The following is a 19,263-nucleotide window of genomic DNA, read 5'->3' as shown; positions in this document are numbered from 1 at the left end:
GGCCACGCCCTCGTCCTGGAGCGACGCCGTCGCCAGGAAGACATAGGCGTCATGACGGGCATCGCCCGCCTTCACCACGCAAGGGCGCAGCGCGTAATCGTCGGACTCGTACCACTGGATCCGGGCGACATCCTCGGCGGTGAGGCCGGTCATGACCCGGCCTTCGACCCGGCCGCCCGGCGTCGGCACGATGATCGGAAAGGATTCGTTCTTGGCGCGGCGGCGCTCATAGCCGAGGATCTCGGCCGGCGCATGCGCGATATTGCTGGTGTCGCGGTTCAGCACCAGCCGCAGCAGGTCCGCATCCATCAGGCTGCCGAAAAAGAAGAGGCGCATCGTCCTTCACTCCCTGAAACCGGAACCCATGATCCTGCGCGGCCGGACCCTGCGAAGGGCCGGTAGCACCGCCGCTCCGGAGCCGGAAAGGGCTCCCAGAGGCGTTCAGACCGTCTTTGCCGTTTTGGGAGAGGGCCCCCAGGCGGCGAACAACAAATCACGTCCCAATCGGACCCGGCATCACCGATGCCGCTCAACCAATAAGAGGCCGCGTTTTCGTCGTTGCATAACCACGAGGGGCCATAGGCACGTGCGAACTACGTCCGTCGCGGCAAATAATGCCAATCGAACTGTTGCGCAAGGGTAAATTCGTCCCACCGGAAAATTTCCGCGCCGGCGTCGCCGCGCGGTCACGTTGCATCGCCTTCTACTCGGGCTTCACGCGCGCGATCGGCGCGAGCGCCGGCGACAGCAGCAGCGCCGGGAAGGAACGCCAGGGCGTGAAGCCGGCGGGCGCGGCGCCCGCCTTGCGCGCATCGGGCAGGCGGTCCGTCAGCGCCAGCGCGCGCGCCTGCCGCTCCAGGAAGGCGGGGCCGCCGGCCGCTTCGAGCCAGGCGCTCGAGGCCACGATCACATCCCAGCGCCGGCTCTCCGCCGCCTGCGCTGTCACCTGCCCCGGGGCCGTCAGCCGCCCGATCGCAGCCTGCGCCGCGGCGCCCAGCGCCAGCTCGACCGCGACCGCGAGGCGCGGCAGATCGACCGCGTCCGAAACCATGTCGGGATCGGCTTCGCCGGCAAACAGCACCGACAGGTGGGGCTCCAGCCGATGCAGCTCCTGCAGCGCCTGGTAAAGCGCCAGGCGCGTATCGAGCTGGGCGGGAGTGGCGGCGGCGGGCTTGGCGCAACGCAGGTCCCGGGCGAGCGCGTGGGCGGGGCGCCCGTCGCGCCCTTCGAGCAGAGCCGCGAACTCCGCCATGACGGGCTTGCGGCTGTAGGCTTCGTCATAATGCGCCTTGCCTGAAGCGGCGATCGCCGCCGCCTGCGCCGGATCGGCGAGCAGCGCCTTCGCCTGGGCCACGAGATCCGCCGGCCCGTCATAAAGCCGGAGATGGCGTTCGGGCTCGAACAGCAATTCGAGCCCGGCCTGCGGTGCCAGCCGGTCGGTCAGGAGGCAGCCGCCCGCCGCCAGCACCTCGATCACCCGCTGATTCAGATCGCCATTGAGGCTGCAATTGAAAGCGACGGTCGAGGCCGCGTGAAGGCTTTGCCCCGCCGTTCCCGTCGCCATGAAGAACTCCGGCTTGAGCCCTGCCTCGATGAGCCGGTCGACCATCAGCCGGCGCTGCCGATGATGGTCGCGCAGCTGGCCCAGGAAGGTCAGGCCGTGGCGCGGCGCTTGGGGGCCGGCCACCGGCGGCGGATCGATGGCGAAGGCGGGCAGCCAGTGAACCGGGCGCAGGCCCGCCTCGATGAAGAAATGGGCGTGCTGGCGGGTGTAGTCGAGCAGGATCAGATCGAAGGGCTCGGATTTCGCATAGCGGATCAGGCCCGCGATCGGCGCGCGGCCGTGATGGGTGTCGCCGATCAGCAGAACGCGACGCGCCTCGACGCCCGCGAGGTTGCCGGGCCGGTTGCGCCGGGTCGCGTCGGCCCGCACCACCACCAGATCGGGGCGCTGCGCGGCGGGCAACCGGGCGATGACCGCGGCGAGGTCGTAGCTGCCCAGATCCGTCCGGAGCGAAACCACCCGATCGCCCTCGCTATGGTCGGGGCGTTCGGGGCCGCAGACCACCTGATCGGCCGCGAGGCGCGGCGGATCCATATAGCCAGGCGGTGTATGGGTGGCAAACAGGATGGGCATCGCGGGGGCGGATTCCCTCGGAGTTTATGATTAGGAAGAGATTACTCCATTCCCCGGTCGGTCCGCCGCACCCGAAGATGGAGGATCGTCAACCTTTTGTTGGCGACTCGCCACTAGGTTGTGCCTCCCCGGGCCAAGTAGGCGCGGGAATGTTTCGGTTTGAACCTCTGACAAGTAGTTGGAGACGGCCGCCATGGCCCTCACGGTTACCTTCAATTTCGCGTCGCAGATCGCGAACCGCCAGCTGGCGACAAGCGATGCGGCCCTCACCAATTCGGTCGCCCGGCTCTCCTCCGGCTCGCGGGTCGTTTCCGCGAAGGACGATGCCGCCGCCATGGCCATCGGCTCGCGCATCAATTCCAAGGTCCAGGCCTTGCGGCAGGCGGGCGTGAATGCCGGCCAGGCGGCCTCGATGGTGCAGATCGCCGATGGCGCCATGGCCAAGGTCACCACCATCATCGACCGCATGAAGTCGCTCGCGGTGCAGTCCTCCTCCGGGCAGCTCTCGGGCACCGAGCGGGCGATGATCAACACCGAATATGTGGCGCTGCGCGACGAGATCGACCGGATCTCCGGGGCGACCGAGTTCAACGGCCAGACCCTGGTCGGCTATACCGGCGCCACCTACACGCTGCGCGGCGACGTCGCGCATGGGACCGTCAAGCGCGACGGCGTGGCGCTGGCCCTGGGCGACAGCTTCACCCAGACCGATCTCGATCTTGGCCGCATCAGCTATGAGAATGACGGCAGCGGCGTGACCGACCGGCTGATCGTCAGCGTCTCCGATCAGGACGGCAACGCGCTCGGCACCATCGCGGGTGCCGGCAGCGCCGCCGCCTTCGAGGATGCGGAATACAAGATCTCGGGCGGGCTCGGCATTATCCATGCCTCGACCGCCTATGCGCGCGGTGCCGCTTACGGCACCAGCGGGTCGGGCAACGGCGTCATCGTCGCCGTGATCGACAGCGGTGTGGATACCGGCCATGGCCAGCTCGCCGCCAACCTCCTGGCCGGCACCGACATCGCCGATGGCGACGCCAATCCGATGGACGACAATGCCGCCGAGGGCGGTCATGGCACGCATGTCGCCGGCATCATCGCTGCCGTCAATGACGGTGCCGGCACGCAAGGCGTGGCCTTCCAGGCGAAGATCCTGCCGATCAAGGTGATCCAGACGGCGAGCGGCGGCGGGATCAATCCCAACGACGTGGCCTCGGCCATCACTTACGCGGTGGCCCAGGGCGCCAAGATCATCAATATGAGCCTCGGCGGCACGGCGCCGAGTGCCGCCGAGAATGCCGCCATCGCCGCGGCGGTCGCGGCGGGCGTGGTGGTCATCGCCTCCTCGGGCAATTCCTCGGGCGAGAGCCCGCTCTGGCCGGCGCAATATGCGATCGATCCCAATGCCGACGGCTCGATGCTGGCGGTCGGCGCCACCGACTTCCTCGATCACATGGCGAGCTTCTCGAACCTCGCCGGCATCGCCAAGGATTCCACCGTCGATGCGCCGGGCGTCAACATCCTCTCGACCTATGTCGGCGGCGGCCTCGCCTATATGTCGGGCACCTCGATGGCGGCGCCCCTGGTCGCGGGTGCCGCGGCGGTGCTGGAAAGCCTGTTCCCCAATCTGAGCGGCAAGGAGATCGCCAACCTGATCACCTCGACCGCCCGCGACATGGGGCAGTCGGGGGCCGACAGGACCTGGGGCCAGGGCATCGTCGATCTTGCCCGCGCCAGCCTGCCGCAGATCCAGATCGATATCGGCATCGGCGCCGGCGGCGACATGACGGTGAACAGTGGTGGCAAGGGCACCGTCGTCGCCAACCTGCTCGATCCGACCACGGTCTATAGCAGCGTCACAGCGCCCACCAATCGCAACTATTCGATCAAGGTCGCCAGCGACACCGGCAGTTCCGACCGCATCGGCGTCGCGCTTGATGCCATCAGCAGCTACAATCTGGGCCTGCATCTGAGCACGGTCGACAGCCTCGCCAACGCGACCAGCGCCATCGACGCGCTCGACACGGCGATGGACCGGCTGGTGAAGGCGCGGGCGGGGCTCGGCTCCTCGCTCAACCGGCTCGATTTCGCCGCCGCCAACATCGCGACCACCGTCGAGAACAGCGAGGCGGCCCGCAGCGCGCTGCTCGATCTCGACATGGCGTCCGAGATGATCGTCGCGACCTCGCGCAAGGTCCTGGTGCAGGTCGGCGTCTCGATGTCGGTGCAGGGCAATATGCGCCAGCGCGATCTGCTGAACCTGCTGCAATAGGCCGAAGACCGGCGCGCCAAGCCCCGGATCCGGGGCCCTCGCGCCCGGTGGCTTTTCGCGGGCAGGGGCGCCAGGTGGCGCCCCGTCGCGCCCGCAACCCTTGGCGTCCCCCGTTTAAGCTTTATCCTCTCCTGGCGGGCCCGCTCATGGCGGGCGTCCGCGCCTTGGCTTTGTCATTTCGGGGCGTCATGAAGCTTCGCCTTGCGCTCTGGCTGACCGGCGCCCTCGCCCTTTCCCCCTGGGGCGTGAGTCCGGCACAGGCTGACTCGGCCTGCCCCTATCTGACGCGCCCCCTGGTCGAGATCGAGAATGGCGTCACCCGCATCAATCAGTGGGAGCATGGCACGCTGCTCTGCTATCGCGGCCGCATGCTCCGCTGCGAGGTCGGCACCTGGTACGATTATGGCAATTGCCCGCAAGGTCTCGACTGGCAGGCGCGCGATGCGGTGACCCAGGAACAGAATGCCCATCCCGAGGGCGTGACGACGCCGGCTCCCGCGTCGCCGGCCGAAATCTCGTTGCCCGCCCCTCCCACCATGTCCCAGCCGCTGCCGGAGATGACGTCGCCGACACCGGCTGAGCCGCCGCCAACGCCCCCGGCCTCAGCCGCGCCTGCGGGGCCGGTGACGACCGCTCTGCCCTCGGCGCCGAAGATCATGATCCCGCCCTACGATCAACCACCGGAGTCCGGGACGACGGCGCCCGACTCACCGGCCGAGAGCGCGACCGAGCCGACGCCGGTCGATTGCTCGGACATGCAGCGCCTGACCTTCGAGCGCCTCTTCAACAAGAGCTTCGTGGAATCGCAGCGTTGCCAGGCGGCCTGCACGACCGATGCCTGCAAGCTCGAATGCGAGAACCAGCATGAGAATGTCCGCGGGCCGAAGCTGATGGAGCGCTTCCATTCCGACGCCTGCAGCGCCAGCTGGTATCCCTGAAGAGGCCGGCGCCCCCCTTGAAGGAGGCGATGCCGGCGGGAAGGGAGGGCCCGCCGGCATCGGATCGGCCGCCAAGAGGGGGATGATTGGCGGCGGGAGCGACGCCGGGCGCTGTTTGGCTCGGGCGTCCTTGATCCCGACCCTGCCGCAGCAAGGGCTCGCGCGGCCAATGCGAAAGCCCGATGGATTCGATAGCTCAGGATTATCGGGGGCCGGCGGCGCGCTTCAGGGATGGCGCATCGGGGCGGCGAGGAAGCAGCCGAACTCCTTGACGAAATCCACCGAGATGCGGGCATGGACCTTGCCCTGCCGGTCGCGGAAGCGCGCATGGTCGGCCAGCGGCACGACCGCGGCGTGCCAGATATTCGGGTGGATATAGAGCCCTTGCGATCCATCGCACCAGAAGGCGACGAACTTCTCCGGCGTCACATCGTCGCCGGGCAGCGCCAGGGGCGCGATGAAGGGCTGGTTGTCGAGCGGGAAGAAAAGCTGGCCGCCATCGGGGTGGTAATTGGCGCGCCAGATGAGCGCGCGCTCGCGCGGCGAGTTCCGCCTCGTTTCCTTGACCGCGTCGGGAAAGTCGCTCCAGCCGAACAGATAGCTGTCGCCGACCGCCTCGTTGCGGGCATGGAGCGCGCCTTCCTTCCACCAGAATTCGAACAGCCCTTCGGTGGTGCCGCCCTGGTCGCCGGAATTGGTGTCCACCGGCCGGCGGCCCAGCGCGGGCCAGCGCACGATCTCGATCTTCTGGGCTTCGAAATCATCGACCAGATTGCCATAGCCCCGAAGCGTCTCGGGTGTCGCGACGACCAGCGGCGCCTCGACGAAGCGCCGGGCCTCGGTCGAAGGGCGGTAGGTGATCTCGTGCGCGGCCGCATCCATGGCATCAGCTCCCTGAGGTCGGTCCGAAAGCCTGACTTGATTTCGATGGCAGTTTCATGATGGTCGTCCCGGCCGTCAGTCTACACGAAATCCCAGGATGGTCGCGTCCGGCCGGTGCAGCACGGTGAAGCGCTCGCCGGCATGGGTTGCAAGCCATTGTGCCAATTCGCGGTCCACAGCGGCGACAGCGTCGGGCTCAAGCGAGGCGCCGACGCCGCGGCAGGCACGGATGCGCCCGCGCCAGCCCTCGGCGGTGAAGGGGATCGCCTCGTCATAAGCGAAGAAGCTGCGGATCTCGAGATCGGGCGTCATCCAGGCGGGCGGCAGCGGCACCTCGCCGTCCCAATCCTTGCCGGTCCAGGCCGGATTGTGCTTCAGCACGATGGCTTCGGTCGCGGCCGCGATCGGATCGCGACGCGGCAGCCAGGAGAAATGACTGACCGCAATCAGGCCGCCCGGCGCCAGCAGCCGGCGCAGCCTGGGCAGGAGGCGCGCCTTATTGAAATAGAGCCAGCATTGATTGGCGGTGACGGCGTCGAAGCTGCGCTCGGGAAAGGGCGGGTCTTCCGCCGGCGCCTCGCGGAAATCGATGGCGAGACCTTCCTCTTCCGCCGATCGTCGCGCCTCAGCCAGCTGTCCCGTGGCGATGTCGATACCGGCGACCTGGGCGCCCTGCTTCGCCAGGTGTCGCGCGATCAGGCCCGTGCCGGTGCCGAGATCGAGGATGCGCTGGCCCGGAAGCCCGACACCCAGGGCCCGGAGCCGGGCGAAGAAGCTGTCGGGCGGACCGGGGCGATGGCGCGCATAATCGGCGCTGGTGCGGCTCCAATCGATGGCCCGGCCCGGATCGATGGCGTCATCGCGATAGATCGTCATGCAGGGGCTCGCAAGGTTCTCACCAGGGGACAGGTCAGATTAGGCAGGTCGATCGGGCAGGGCCAGCTTGCTATCATCCGGGCCCCACCGGCTCAAGGACCCCCATCGATGGATTTCGCCCTCAGTCCCGAGATCGAGGATTACCGCCGCCGCATCCGCGCCTTCGTCGAGGATCACGTCATTCCGGTCGAGGCCGATCCCACCGCCTATGACGCGCATGAGAACATCCGCGAGGACCGGCTGACGGCTCTCCGCCAGAAAGCGCGCGCCGAAGGACTCTGGGCGCTGCAGATGCCGAAGAAACTGGGCGGCCAGGGCTTGCCCGTTACCGGCATGGCGGCCTGTTACGAGGAGATGGGGCGTTCGATCTTCGGCGCCCTCGCCTTCAACTGCGCGGCACCCGACGACGGCAACATGATCCTGCTGAAGAAGGTGGCGCGGCCCGACCAGCAGGAGAAATGGCTGAAGCCGATCATCGAGGGGAAACTCCGTTCCTCCTTCGTCATGACCGAGCCGGCGCCGGGCTCGGGCTCGGATCCCGGCGGCATGATGCTGACCCGCGCGGAGAAGAAGGGCGATCGCTGGATCGTGCGCGGCCGCAAATGGTTCATCACCGGCGCGCAAGGGGCCGAGCATTTCATCCTGATCGCGCGCACCTCCGACGATCCGCGCCGCGGTCTCACGGCCTTCCTGCACCACGCGAAGGATCCGGGCTGGCGCATCCTTCGGCGCATCCCGATCATGGGGCCGGAGGAACATGGCGGCCATTGCGAGATCGAGTATGACGGGCTCGAGATCCCCGACGAGAACCGCCTGATGGAAGTGGGCGAGGGGCTGAAGGCGACGCAGATCCGGCTTTCGACCGCGCGGCTCACGCACTGCATGCGTTGGCTGGGATTGTCCAAGCGCGCGCTCGAGATCGCGGGGGCCTATGTCGCCGACCGGCAGGCTTTCGGCGCGGCGCTCAAGGATCATGAATCGGTGCAGATGATGCTGGGCGCCGCCGCGATGGAGATCCAGATCGGCCGGCTCCTCACCATGCATGCGGCCTGGACCCTCGACCGCACCGGCAAGGCGCGCAAGGAGGTCTCGATGGCCAAGGTCGCCGTCGCCGACGTCCTGCACAAATCGGTCGACACCGCGATCCAGCTCTGCGGCGCCAAGGGTTATTCCAAGGACACGATCCTCGAATGGATCTACCGCTACGCCCGCCAAGCGCGCCTGGTGGACGGAGCCTCCGAGGTTCATCGCATGGTGCTGTCGCAGGAACTGACGAAGGACGGCCGCGACTTCTGGAAGTGGGAGTAGTCGGAGCCTTCAGCTCGCGTTGGCAGGCGTGCCGGCGGGCGCCAGCGCCCGAACCGCGTCTTCCAGCCGGTCGAACACATGGTCGCGGCCGATCTGGTCGAAGAAGCCGGCGCGCTTCAGGAGCTGGCGGGGCTTGTGGTGCAGATCCACCACGGCGAACTTGATGCCGCGCCGCAATAGCTCGTCGGCGATTTCGCTGAGGGCGATGGCGCCGGTTCCATCCACGTAATTGATGGCGCTGGCATCGAGGATGAAGAATTGGGTGGCAACCGGCAGACGGTCGACGATCCACCGGATCCGGTTCTGCAACCGATCGGCGTTGAAGAACACGATCGGTCCCTCGAGCAGATAGAGGGTGAGGCCCGGGATCGGCACCGCATCCGGATATCGATGGAGCTTGTAGAAGCCATCCCGGCCTGGAATCCGGCCGAGCAGGGCGTCGCGCGGCTGGGCGGCGGCGCCGACCAGCCAGATCAGCGTCGCGAAGATGGCCACGAGCACCCCTTCGAGCACGCCGAAGGCGATCACGCCGAGGATGGCGATGAGCGCGAAGACGAACTCGATCCGGTTGATGCGCCAGATCTGCCACAGCGCCCGGACGTCGAAAAGATCGACGGCTGCCGAGGCCAGCACCGCGCCCAGCGCCGCGTGCGGCAGATAGGCGAGGAGGTCGGTCAGAAAGAACAGGGAGAAAGCGAGTGCAACCGCGGCAACCAGTCCCGCCAACTGCGTCTTGCCGCCCAGCGCCTCGTTGACCGCGGTTCTCGAATCCGCACCGGTGACAGGGAAGCCGCCGAACAGGCCGGAAGCGATATTGGCGGCGCCGAATCCGACCAGCGCGCGGTCCGCATCGACGCGGTAACGATTGCGTGCCGCGAAGCTCCGTGCCGTGACGATGCCGCTGCTGAAGCTGACCAGGAGGATGCCGACGGTGCTGAGGGCGACATCCTCGGAAGCGATCTCGCGTAGACGCGGCAGCGACATCGCCGGCAGGCCGGTCGGGATGCTGCCGACCAAGGCGACGCCCTGGTCGGCCAGACCCAGCAGCCAGGACAGCAGGATCGCCACGGCAACGGCGACGAGCGGTCCCGGCAGACGCGGCATGAAGCGTCGCATGATCCGCAGAAGCAGGAAGAGGCCCACGCCCAGTGCCAGCGTCGGTCCTTGGATTTCGCCGATCCGTGGCGCCAGCTCGATAAAGGGCCGGAGGAACCCATGGGCGGTCATCGCCATGCCGGTGAAGCGCCCGATCTGGCTGGCGAAGAGCGACAGGGCGACGCCGCAGAGATAGCCGACGAGGATCGGACGCGACAGGAAGTTGGCGATGAAGCCCAGGCGCAATCGGGCTGCCACCAGACAGAGGATACCCACGAGGACGGCAAAGCTGGTCGCCAGGGCGACGCGCTGATCGGTCGTATCCGCTCCGAGCTGGATCAGCGAGGAAGCAAGGACGGTACAGGCGGCGGTGTCGGGGCCGACGATGAGCTGTCGCGAGGAGCCGAACAGGGCGAAGGCGACCAGCGGAAAGATGGTGGCATAAAGACCCGTCGCCGGCGGCAATCCCGCGATCGCCGGATAGGCGATGCCGATCGGAATGGCGATGGCGGCGATGCCGAGTCCCGCCATCACGTCATTCGTGAGCCATTCGCGGTGGTAGTGCCGCAAGTCGGCCCAGATCGGAAACAGTGTTTCGAGCTGCAAGCCGAGAGGACCTTGCTCAATGATCGGTCAATATTACACGGCTGGATTCTTCAGCTGAGCCTGACCCTGCAGGAATCCGTCGGATCGCCGCACTCCATCTTAGAATCTTGGGCAGGTTCTTCGATCGATTTCCAGGTGTTATTTTGTCCATCGCGAGGGAAGGATTAGGACGGAGGCCACCGTAGAGCCCGTGTTGGCCGTATTTCTCGCAGAATGGGGCCAGAAGCCTCGGTCGCGGGCTTCCCTGCCCTAGGAATCGATGCCGCGATTTTGCCACGCGACGGATTGCCGTCCTGCGGCAGCTATGAAACGATGGCGGCTGCGGGTGGGATCGGCTTTTCTGCGCATCCACGAGGCAAAGTCGGGCGTCATCGTCGCTTCCCAGGGCGATGAGGACGAGCGACGGCTCCGATCGGCGTCGGGGCCCCGGTGGGCTGCGCGTTGGGGAAGAAGCAATGCCATCGGTCAATGCGTCCGGCGATATCTTTGCCCTCAGCGCCGATGCGCGCTTCGAGGGTCCGGTCACGGGCCGTGCCGGGGCGGGCACGCGTCTTTCCGTCGAGCTCGCGGCCGAGGTCTGCCACGGCCTCAATCTCGAGGCCAGCGCCCGCGCCGTCGCCGATGCGAGTGCCTCGATCGCCTTCCTGCTCGCCGGCCAGGTCGGCGGCAGCGCCTTCGCCTCGGCAGGCCTCGCCGCCAAGGCGCAGCTCGCGCCCAATCTCTTCGACAAGTTCGGCTTGACCGCCGACGTCGCGGCCTATGCCCAGGCCGCCGCCGCCGCACGGCTTTCCATCGGCCTCGATTTCAACCTCATCGAGGTGATGGCGCGCGGCAAGCTCGACGGGCTGCCGCTGGAGCTCTTCCTGGCCTTCCTGAAGGAAGTGGATATCGAGGCCGGGATCTGGGCGCGGGCCGCGGTCGCCGCCATGGCCGAGGCCTACGCCGAGATCAGCGGCACGCTCAAAAGCGATGACGAGGCCGGGTTCTCCATCGCCGCCGGTGCCGGCGCCGGGCTCGGCGTCGGTGCCGGATTCGATTTCTTCGTTGGCTGCGACTTCACCAATCTGCGCCGCTTCTATGGGACGTCCGTCGATCTCATCACCCGCGAGCTGATCCGGCAGGCCCGGGCCCATACGCCGGACGCGCTGGCGCCGGCCGTGGAGATCGCCGAGCTGCTGCTGCCGGTGGTCCTGCACACGGCCCTCGATCTCGGCCAGATGTCGGCGCTTGGAACCTTGCAGCCGCCGGAGAAGATGGTCGAGCCTTTCCTCGCTTCCGTCGGCCAGAGTCTCGAACGCTATGTCTATGACAAGCTCGAGACCATCGGCAGCCAGCTGGTGACGGGTCTGGTCGACGAGATCGGGACGCTGATCGATCGCGACGGCTTGACGCCCGCGCAACGCGACGCCGCCAAATCCCTCATCGACGATGCCATCGACGAACTGACGGCACTCTCCCACGACGAGCTCGGGCTCGACGATCTGGTGGCGCTCGGCGGCAAGCTGATCGATATGGCCGCGGTCATCGCCCCGGAGGCCGTCGATCCCTGGAAGCAGGCGATCGCGCTCGCCTGGACGGCGATGGCCTGCGGCGTCGCCGCGCGCGATGTCACTGGATCGGCCTCCTCCTCGGCGTCCTCGTCATTCGTCGGCTTCGGCGGGGTGACGGCCTCAGGGGTGGCGCGGGAGCTGCCCGACGCGCCCACGCTGGTGCTCGCGGCCTATTCCACGGTGCTGCGGCGCGAGGTGACCTCGGTCGGCTTCGACACGGCCATCGATTTCGTGGTCGAAAGCGGCGTGGCGCCGCTGCTCAAGATGTATCTGCCGCCCGTCGCCGACGTCCTGGATGCGATGGAGACCGCGTTCGGTCTCTCGCCGGGGGACATTGTCGAAGCGGCGCTGAAGCTCTCGATCGGCGAGAACGTCACCACGCTGTCGGCCTATCAAAAGCTGCGCGATTTCGCGAGTGATGCCATCGATGGCGAGATCTCGACCGAGCTCATTCCGCGGCTGAAGGCGGCCCTCGGCGCCCAGGCGGGCTCCTATTCGACCGAGGTCGCGGCGCCCAGCCTGATGGCGCTCAAGAGCTTCGTGTTCGACCGGCTCGACGCCTTGATCGGCGGGATCGGCGCCGGCGACAGCAATCCGTTCCAGCAGACCCTGTCCGCCGGCTTGAGCACCCTGGTCTATCGGATCCTCGCGCGGAACGTCCTGTTCCTCGACACGCTGCTGTTCGAGTTCGTTCTCGATTCGCTCGAGGATGCCTTCGACGAGCTCGCCGACGAGGTTCGCGGCGATCCCGCCCATGTCCTGGTCCGGGCGATGGCAGCGTTGCTGCCGCTCTCGCAACGCAATTTGCCGCCGATCGGATCCAGCTCGATCGAGGCGGTCCAGGCGTTTGTGGCCGAACTGGCGTTGGCCGGACGCGACGCCTTCGGATCGCAAGTCTGGACGGCGAGCCGGCGCAGCCGCTTCAAGGATATCAAGCAGGGCATCCTGATCGGCTTCGAGGGCACGCTGCCCTATGACCGTTCCAACGACCTGCTCGATTTCTTCAAGGATCTCATCCTCTGCGACTATGTCCCGGATGAGGATGCCCTGACGGCGGGCGCTGGATTCCTCGGCGAGATCATCGCCGCGGAGATGGGCGCGGTCCTGCCGCGGGTCGTGGATGCCTTCACCGCGCTGCTCCTGGAACTGACGCGTGCCGTCGTCGATCAGATCGAGGCGAATGTCCGCGCCTTCATCAAGGCGGCGGCCGACGCCGTGCGCCTGGCGCAGCATGTCATCGAATATTGGGCGCGCCGGCTGCAGCGGGCGATCGACGATCTGGAGCAGGCCGCGCGCGACCTCGCCGATGCCCTGCATTCGATCGCCGGCAAGCTTCGCCAAAGCTCGGTCCGCCGGCAGGTGAAGGACGCGCTTCGCGCGCTGGGCGCCGCCCGCGTCGAGGAGGGCGTGCGGCTGCTGGATGGCAATCCCCACAATCCCAATCCGGCCGAGGACCTTGCGGTCGCAACCGCCGTGGGCGCGTTTCACATCGCCTTCGGCCTGGCGGGTCCCGCGATCGATGCGGCGATCGATGTGCTGGCGGCGGTGGCCGGCGAGCTGGGCGATGTCATCGAGGGTGCCGTCGACGCGGCCGATGCGCTCGAGGCGCTCATCGACAAGATCGTCGGCGACGCGATCGCGGCCGTGAATCATGCCTTGTCGTCCCTGGGCCTGGCGCTGCCGCGTGAGATCGACGCCGACGATATCGCCGACGCGATCATCGATGCGCTGCCGACCGACCTGATCCTGGGCTGGCTCACGGCCGCCTTCGCGGCGAAGGCTCAGGAAGCGACGGCGCGCGCGGCCAAGACGGAAGCGGCGCGCGGAAGAGCGGCGGCGATCGCGGCCAAGCGCGCGAAAGAGCGCCGGCTGGCCGATCTGACGCCGGATCGTGCCGCCACCATCGGAATCGAGAGTCCGCTGCCCTTGACCCGGACGATGGCAGAAGACTGGATCTATGGGGCCGAGGTGCCGCTGCGGCTGCGGATCACCGGCGCGAAGGCCTCTTATTTCGAATCGGGCAATCAGCGCCGGGTCCGGCTGGGGGTGAATTCCCGGCCTGTCCATTTCGAAGCTTCGCAGTGGGAGAAGCAGCGCGACGGGTCGTTCCGCTGGAGCGGCCTGCTGCGTGGCGACCGCGACGGGCTGGTGCCGGGATTGAATGTGCTCGAGGTCAGCATTGCCAACGGGCAAGGCGAGATCGTGCGCAGCACGGTCGCCTTCCTGGTGGATCCGCGCGCGGGGCCGTCGGGCGGGAGCCTGACCATCGATGGGACCGCCTCGCAGTTCGGCGCCTCCCTGGGCGGGCGGCCCTTGAGCGAGGAATGGGTGGCGCTGTGTTGGCACGGAGCGAAGCCGTTCGATCTGGTCGGCTGGCGGCTGCAAAACCAGAACGCTTCCGCGAAATATGTCTTCAAGGATCTGGTCACGAAACCGGATCGCGTGGTTCGCCTCGTCACCGGCGGCGATCCGAAGGCGGTGGCCGATGGTGTCGTCCATTGGGGCAGGGCCGTCTCGCCCTGGTCGAAGAAAATCGAGGTCGTAAGGCTGATCGATCCGCACCGCGTGCTGCGGGCGGAGTATCTGCCCGGGCCGGCGACCATCCGCAAGAGCGTGGAAAAGCCGGGCCGCGGCCAGGGAGGTGCAGGATGATCGTCGCCGCGGTGATCCCCGTTCTTCAGGCGCTGGCGGCCAAGATCGGCGCCTCCAAGGAACATCCGCTGTTGGCGCGGGGCGGTCTGGCGATCGCGTCGCGGCCCGTCTCCGACTATCTCGTCACCAAGGAACGGCTGGTCCAGAACTTCAATGTCCAGGGGGCCGACCCCGCGCGGTTTCTGTTCGACTATATCCAGACGGTCCGGCCGCGCTGGACCGACCTGAACGCCAACCCGACGCTGATGACGCAGCTGGGCGGCCTTGCGGCACAGCAGACGGCGACGCTGCAGGAAGCGGCGGGCCACTCGCAGCTTGGGGACGCCGCGGTCCTGCCCATCGCCGGCGTCAGCAAGAACGGCATCAGCAACTTCCTCTTCAGGCTCGATCTGGACCAGTCCATCGCCATCGCGGGCGGCGGCCGCGTCGTCGTCAGCCAGTTGGTCGATCAGACGGTGGGCACGAATTTCACCCTGCTCAACCCGGTGACCGACACACCGCAGCGCGCCGCCGACGCGATCATGAAGGTCCGGGCCTTCGACGACAGCGTGATCCGCTTTCTTGCGGCCGAGAAGGCGGCCGCGACTGTCGGCCGGCCGCTCGCCGACGTCATGACGATGTATCGCCAGGAAGGAGGCTTCGCCGTCTATCCGGGCTTCGACAGTGTCCTGGCCGGCGTGCCTTCGGCCACGACGACCTACGAAACCTTCCTGGGAACCCGCGTCCTGCCCGACCTCACCCATCTGATCTGGGTTGGCGATCCCACGGATCTGGATCTTTCCAGCCGCAGCGATCCCCGCATGGTCGAATATGCGACGGCGACCTGCCTCTATGTGAATCTCCAGGGCATGGATCGGCTCGGATCGATTTTTGCCAACAATGATTTCTCGACGAGCCCGCAGCCCTGGATCGATATCTTTGCCGCGATCAGCGACGCCTGGTGGGCGGGCGGCGGATTGACCTCGCGGGTGCCGGCGCTGGCCAGTGGACGACAGCGCTGGGCGCGGAGCCAGGCCGCGTTGAAGTTCAAGCGCCCGTTCCTGGCGCTGGACGGCCAGGGTCCCGATGGATTGCTGATCGCGCCGGCCGATCCGGTAACCTTCATCGCTCTGATCCTGCTGGAGGGCCTCGGATTCTATGAGAGCTTCCGGCAGTTTGCCGATGAAAGAGAGATGATCGGATCGGCCTCGTTCAGCACCGGCATGAAGTATCTCTGCTACAACAGCCAGATGGATCTCGCGCACATCCCAGCCATGATGTTGAGCGCCGCCGCGTCGGCCCAGGTCAACAGGAAGCCGCGCTATGCCGATCTGGCCGCAAGGGTCAACGCCGATGCCGGCCTGAAGGCGCTCATCAAGGAGGTCTACGACACCGCCAAGAAGACCAACCGCGCCGGCATCACCATCGCCACCTGGACGATGATGTGCCAGGAGCGGACCCTGAGCAGCGGGCCGGGCGATATGATCGTGGAGCCGCGGCTGAAGCTGTGGCTCTCGGACGATTCGAACATGCGGGCGGTGACGGACTTCATGGAGACCGCCAGCGTCAATGACTGGCCGGGCTGGGGGGAGCTGCGCAGCAACCTGTCGCGCTTCCGCCTCGCCCGCCGGTTCTTCGAGCGCGCCTTCGGCGATTATGTGCCGCTGGCCAGCCGCGCGCTGACTTAGCGAGGCGCGCCCTCAGAATTTCGTCGGATCCAGGAACCGCCTCAGCACGTTCCCCGTGATGCGCGAGACGTTGTTCCGGCCAGCCTCGTGATTGAGGGCGCCGGCCCAGGCGATCGAGCCGGTCGAGAAGACGGCGCCGCCCTCGGGCGTCTCGAAGAAGGCGAGCTCCGAGCGCACGGTCGGGCAATCGACGCCCGAGATCGCGGGGATTGTGCTGGTCACTTCCTCCGGCACCATCAGATAGACGTTCGAGTGATTCTCCGAGGCCGCCAGCACCAGCGTATGGGGCGGCGAGCCCAGCAGCCGGTCGACCGCATCGAGCTCGAGCCCCGCGGCGCCCCCGCCGACGCGTCCGAAATCGCCGATCTTCTGATCCTTGCCGATACCCTCGAAGATGAAGGCGGCGCGCGGATCGAAGCTGCCGGGGCGGCGACGGTAATAGGAGGAGACGTCGAAGCCCTGCGCGACGAAGCCCACGCCGGCCAGCATCTGCGGCGGCCGCCCGATGCGCCGCCACAGGCCGCCATATTCGCCCGAGAAGCTCATCACATATTCGCCGGGCTCCGCCTGCCAGTCGCGCACGCCATCCTCGGTGCGCCGCAGCTCGATCACGCCCGGCAGCTCGGGATGGAAGGCGATGCGCCAATAGAAGCCGTTGGCGCCGAGATACATCAGTCTTCCGCCGCGCTGCAGATAGCCCTGCAGCGCATCCAGCATCTGGGTCGAGTGATATTCGGGATGCGACCCGGTCAGCACCACCGGATAGCGCGAGAGCAGGTTCAGCCCGTCGCGATGGAGATCCTCGTCGGTCGCGATGTCATACTCGAAACCCTGGGTCTCCAGCCATCCGAGGATGTCGAGATCGGCCGCGAACTGCCAGGGGCCGGTGCCGCCGGGCCCGACCCAGCTGGTCGAATGGCCGGGGCGGATATTCAGCGTCGGGCGCAGCCGGGAGGAGATCGACACGCCGGAACCGTCCTCATGCGTGTCATAGAAGGAATAGGCATATTCGCGATGCTGATTGAGGAAGAGATCCTCCGGCCCCAACCCCGAGGCATGGCCCGCGCCCTGCTCGCCCAGCGCCCCGTCGAAGCTCTGCCGCTCATTGATATAGGCCATGTAGCTGCAGGTCGGGACCAGGAACAAGGCGCGCGGCTTGCCCTTGCCTGCGTCCGGCTTGGCGCGCACGAAGAAGGGGATGCGCTCGATCTCCTCGCCCGCCGTCAGCCGCATCGCATAGATGCCGCTCGGCAGATCCGCGGGCAGGGTGAGGTCGAAATCCTTCTGCCAGCCGGCGTCGTAGAGATCGTTCTCGTGGAAATGGATGGCGCCATAATGTTCGGGCGCCTGGGTCCAGTCGCGCACGGTGCCGTCCCAGTTATGGCCCTTCATGGCGCGGGTCGGCAGGTTGCGCACCACGCCATGATGGCGCGCATCGGAAAGATCCTCGATCCGCGCGGAAGAAATCGCGCGCGAGAAATCCCAGAATCCGATCAGGTCGGGGCGCAATCTTGCCGGCAGGCTTTGTGCCTGGAGCTGCTCGATCGCCGCCGGATCGAGTGCCCGCGAGGCCAGCCGCGGCGCCTCGATCTTCCCATTGTAGCGGGCGATGGCGCGCGGCCGGCGATCGCTCGCGGTCTCGACCAGGCCCGCCATGGTGAGCGGCCTGCCATTGTCGATGGCGATCGCGCCCAGATGGATGTCCGTCGCGACCGCGGCGCGGTCCGTCGCCTTGGCATAATGGGCGAGGGGCTGCTGCTGCAGGGTGACGGCGCCGCTCACCGTATCGTAGCTGGCCGAGAGCCAGTACCATTCGCGCACCAGGAGCTTCGTCTTGGTCGAGATCGTGGCGGTGCGGCCTTCGCGGTCGCCCAGCTCGAGCGTCAGCGTGCCGTCGGCGCCGATCGCCAGCAGGAAGCCCGCGCGCTTCGCCTCGTCCCATTTGCCGAAGAGGGCCTGGCGGCCCCGGCCCGGCGTGGTCGGCCAGGCAAAGAGGGCGATGGTGAAGCTCTTGAGCCGCTGCAACACGACACTGTCCGCGATCTCGGCATAGGAGCCCGCATGGATCTCCTGCCGGCGCGCCGGGTAGTCGCGATTGGCCTCGTTCGGAACGACGCGCTCGTTATGGCCCGGCGCCGAGATATCGCCCGAGAGCCGCATCAGTTCGGCGCGATAGCGCTCAGGGCCAAAGCTCGAGGCCATGAAGGACAGGGTATCGCCGGGGGCGGCCGTCCAGCGGTCCGCATAGCCGACCAGGGTGCGCGTCGGCAGGCCCTTCGCGTCGCGCGTCACGAGCCGACCTCGCCGGTCAGCGTCTCGCCGGTGGCGCGCAGCCAGCGCAGCTTGAAGATGGCCCATTCGGCGGCGGCCGGATCGGTATAGCGCATGTCGGAGACGAGCTCAGGCGGCTTGCCGCGCTCGCCCGACATCGTCGCGATCATCCATTCGCGCTTCGGCTGGGTCGTGATCAGCGTATAGCGCCCCGCCAGCGGCTCGGCCCGCAGCCGATTGAGGATGAGCTGGAGATCGGGGCTATGACGCCCGAAAGGCTGCTGCCGGAACTCTTCGACGAGATCCTTGCGGGCGGGGTCGATCGGCAACATGGGTGGAATTTTCCTCGGGCGGCAGGAAGAGCGCGGGCGATTACAGAGGGATTCGTGCGGGCGGTCAACGCGGGGCTGTGAAGAACCTGTCCCCCTGAGGGGGGAGGGGATAAAAGTTCGTGCGTGAAGCGCGTCCGCTACTTCCTCGTTGCCGCGGCACGGATCGCGGTTCGAGGCTTGTCGGAGAGAAGTGAGGCGATCGCATCGGCATCGGCGGGCGAGGCCGGGGTGAAGACGACCATGCTGAGCCCGTCCGCGCCGTCGACGGCGAAGGTCGAGTATTCGAGGGAGAGCAGTCCGGCCAGCGGATGATGGAGGCGCTTCAGCCCGCCCCAATGGCTGCGCAAATCATTCTCGACCCAGAGCCGGCGGAAGTCGGCGCTGGCCGCCTGCAGCTCGGCCGCGAGCGCGAGGGCTTCGGCGCTGCCGCCGGCGCGTGCGACGTCGAGGCGGAAGACCGAGATCGCGAAGCGTGCATTCTCCTCCCAATCGGGCAGCTTGGCGTGGGCGGCGCGGGTGCCGAACAGGAGCCTCAGCACATTGCGCTCCGGGACCGGCAGCGCGGCATAGTCGGCGAGCACGGCCGCAGCCGCGGCGGTCCAGGCCACGATATCCCAGGTCGGCGTCTTGACGATGGCGGGGCTGGTGCCGAGGGCGTCGAGCACCCGCTGCAGGGC

Annotated in this window: 12 protein-coding genes and 1 pseudogene; 5 read left to right on the top strand and 8 right to left on the bottom strand. The window is 67.4% G+C overall.

What is annotated here, in order from left to right; all coding sequences use genetic code 11:
* Both ACREE8_RS06795 and ACREE8_RS06790 read right to left on the bottom strand, forming a co-directional pair.
* A partial coding sequence (locus ACREE8_RS06795) for a gamma-glutamylcyclotransferase family protein (RefSeq protein WP_431572226.1) occupies positions 1-336 on the bottom strand: 336 nt, incomplete at its 3' end.
* A 367-nt stretch (positions 337-703) separates the two neighbouring features.
* On the bottom strand, positions 704-2,137 hold the full coding sequence (locus ACREE8_RS06790; protein WP_431572225.1) for a glycosyltransferase family protein: 1,434 nt from the start codon (positions 2,135-2,137) through the stop codon (positions 704-706).
* A gap of 193 nt (positions 2,138-2,330) precedes the next feature.
* Here ACREE8_RS06790 and ACREE8_RS06785 point away from each other — a divergent pair, with 193 nt between their 5' ends.
* The gene (locus tag ACREE8_RS06785) at positions 2,331-4,409 is read left to right on the top strand and encodes a S8 family serine peptidase (protein WP_431572224.1); all 2,079 of its coding nucleotides are present in this window, start codon (positions 2,331-2,333) and stop codon (positions 4,407-4,409) included.
* Between the two features lie 188 nt (positions 4,410-4,597).
* Positions 4,598-5,347 (top strand): hypothetical protein, encoded by a 750-nt coding sequence (locus ACREE8_RS06780; RefSeq protein WP_431572223.1) that lies wholly within the window; start codon positions 4,598-4,600, stop codon positions 5,345-5,347.
* 225 nt (positions 5,348-5,572) lie between these two features.
* Here ACREE8_RS06780 and ACREE8_RS06775 read toward each other — a convergent pair whose 3' ends face one another.
* Both ACREE8_RS06775 and ACREE8_RS06770 read right to left on the bottom strand, forming a co-directional pair.
* Positions 5,573-6,229 carry an ureidoglycolate lyase gene (locus ACREE8_RS06775; protein WP_431572222.1) on the bottom strand — a complete coding sequence of 219 codons (657 nt, stop codon included), beginning with the start codon at positions 6,227-6,229 and terminating at the stop codon, positions 5,573-5,575.
* 75 nt (positions 6,230-6,304) lie between these two features.
* A complete protein-coding gene (locus tag ACREE8_RS06770) occupies positions 6,305-7,105 on the bottom strand; it encodes a class I SAM-dependent methyltransferase (RefSeq protein ID WP_431572221.1) in 801 nt (266 codons plus the stop codon).
* Positions 7,106-7,213: 108 nt separating this feature from the next.
* Between ACREE8_RS06770 and ACREE8_RS06765 the strand changes: the two genes are divergently transcribed.
* Positions 7,214-8,413, top strand: coding sequence for an acyl-CoA dehydrogenase family protein (locus ACREE8_RS06765; protein WP_431572220.1), 1,200 nt, complete (start codon positions 7,214-7,216; stop codon positions 8,411-8,413).
* A gap of 9 nt (positions 8,414-8,422) precedes the next feature.
* Here ACREE8_RS06765 and ACREE8_RS06760 read toward each other — a convergent pair whose 3' ends face one another.
* The gene (locus ACREE8_RS06760) at positions 8,423-10,114 is read right to left on the bottom strand and encodes a SulP family inorganic anion transporter (protein ID WP_431572219.1); all 1,692 of its coding nucleotides are present in this window, start codon (positions 10,112-10,114) and stop codon (positions 8,423-8,425) included.
* Positions 10,115-10,569: 455 nt separating this feature from the next.
* Between ACREE8_RS06760 and ACREE8_RS06755 the strand changes: the two genes are divergently transcribed.
* A complete protein-coding gene (locus ACREE8_RS06755) occupies positions 10,570-14,316 on the top strand; it encodes a hypothetical protein (RefSeq protein WP_431572218.1) in 3,747 nt (1,248 codons plus the stop codon).
* Complete coding sequence (locus ACREE8_RS06750; protein ID WP_431572217.1) at positions 14,313-15,983, top strand: hypothetical protein; 1,671 nt, start codon at positions 14,313-14,315, stop codon at positions 15,981-15,983. The genes ACREE8_RS06755 and ACREE8_RS06750 overlap by 4 nt, the downstream gene beginning before the upstream one ends.
* 12 nt (positions 15,984-15,995) lie before the next feature.
* On the opposite strand, the gene ACREE8_RS06745 is transcribed toward ACREE8_RS06750, so the two are convergent.
* The 3 genes and pseudogenes from ACREE8_RS06745 to ACREE8_RS06735 form a co-directional block, all read right to left on the bottom strand.
* Positions 15,996-18,275, bottom strand: coding sequence for a N,N-dimethylformamidase beta subunit family domain-containing protein (locus tag ACREE8_RS06745; RefSeq protein WP_431572216.1), 2,280 nt, complete (start codon positions 18,273-18,275; stop codon positions 15,996-15,998).
* Complete coding sequence (locus ACREE8_RS06740) at positions 18,272-18,586, bottom strand: hypothetical protein (protein WP_431572215.1); 315 nt, start codon at positions 18,584-18,586, stop codon at positions 18,272-18,274. The genes ACREE8_RS06745 and ACREE8_RS06740 overlap by 4 nt, the downstream gene beginning before the upstream one ends.
* A 137-nt stretch (positions 18,587-18,723) precedes the next feature.
* Positions 18,724-19,263, bottom strand: a pseudogene (locus ACREE8_RS06735) (transcriptional regulator); the annotation flags it as partial.

This window comes from Hypericibacter sp., assembly GCF_050729195.1.
GTDB lineage: Bacteria > Pseudomonadota > Alphaproteobacteria > Dongiales > Dongiaceae > Hypericibacter.
This window is presented reverse-complemented; position numbering and strand designations above follow the sequence as displayed.

Coding starts and splice junctions, on each gene's coding strand:
- ACREE8_RS06790 (WP_431572225.1), bottom strand. CDS start 2,137: ATGCCCATCCTGTTTGCCACCCATACACCGCCTGGCTATATGGATCCG.
- ACREE8_RS06785 (WP_431572224.1), top strand. CDS start 2,331: ATGGCCCTCACGGTTACCTTCAATTTCGCGTCGCAGATCGCGAACCGC.
- ACREE8_RS06780 (WP_431572223.1), top strand. CDS start 4,598: ATGAAGCTTCGCCTTGCGCTCTGGCTGACCGGCGCCCTCGCCCTTTCC.
- ACREE8_RS06775 (WP_431572222.1), bottom strand. CDS start 6,229: ATGGATGCGGCCGCGCACGAGATCACCTACCGCCCTTCGACCGAGGCC.
- ACREE8_RS06770 (WP_431572221.1), bottom strand. CDS start 7,105: ATGACGATCTATCGCGATGACGCCATCGATCCGGGCCGGGCCATCGAT.
- ACREE8_RS06765 (WP_431572220.1), top strand. CDS start 7,214: ATGGATTTCGCCCTCAGTCCCGAGATCGAGGATTACCGCCGCCGCATC.
- ACREE8_RS06755 (WP_431572218.1), top strand. CDS start 10,570: ATGCCATCGGTCAATGCGTCCGGCGATATCTTTGCCCTCAGCGCCGAT.
- ACREE8_RS06750 (WP_431572217.1), top strand. CDS start 14,313: ATGATCGTCGCCGCGGTGATCCCCGTTCTTCAGGCGCTGGCGGCCAAG.
- ACREE8_RS06740 (WP_431572215.1), bottom strand. CDS start 18,586: ATGTTGCCGATCGACCCCGCCCGCAAGGATCTCGTCGAAGAGTTCCGG.